At 66.8% G+C, this 591-nt stretch carries 1 protein-coding gene; it reads left to right on the top strand.

Annotation, left to right across the window (positions count from 1 at the left end; translation table 11 throughout):
- Positions 1-97: 97 nt before the first annotated feature.
- Positions 98-591 (top strand): hypothetical protein (locus TW83_RS17670; protein ID WP_045984101.1); only part of this gene is annotated, 494 nt, incomplete at its 3' end.

Genomic DNA, 591 nt, shown 5'->3' with positions numbered 1-591 from the left:
GCCATGGCAGGCCACAGAGCCAGGACGGTAGACAGGCAGAATCGGTGCATGATCGCTCCTTCCGAAACAGGACGCGCATGTCGCGGGACGGGTTCCCATGGCGCCGCTTGACCAATGGCTCAGCCCGCAGCTGCAGCAGGCGGTCGTCACCGGCCTTTTTGTGGCCATCGGTTGGATCGTCGTCGCGTCCCAGACCCGCCGCCGCGACGCCACGCTGCGCCGCGCGCGCGAGACCGACCTGCAGCGCGCCCTGCTGGCAGAGATCCGGGCGCATGTCTTTGCCCTGGAGCAGCAGGTGCCGTCGCCGCAGGACGCGGCCTTGCTGGTGTCGCGCATCGAGTCGGGAGATTTCGTGCCGACCCTGCCGCAGCAGGCCAATGACCGAATCTTTGCGGCCGTGATTTCCGACATACACATCCTGCCTGCGCCGGTCATCGACCCGATCGTGCTGTACTATCGGCTGTTGTCGATCATGGGCGCGCTGGCCACCGACCTGCGCCGGATCGCGCGAAGCGACGGCAAGCGGGCGGCGCAGATGATGGCCGATTATCTGGAGCTGATGGAGGAAACCCGCGATACCGGCCTGCAGGC

This window comes from Paracoccus sp. S4493, assembly GCF_000967735.1.
GTDB lineage: Bacteria > Pseudomonadota > Alphaproteobacteria > Rhodobacterales > Rhodobacteraceae > Paracoccus > Paracoccus marcusii.
This window is presented reverse-complemented; position numbering and strand designations above follow the sequence as displayed.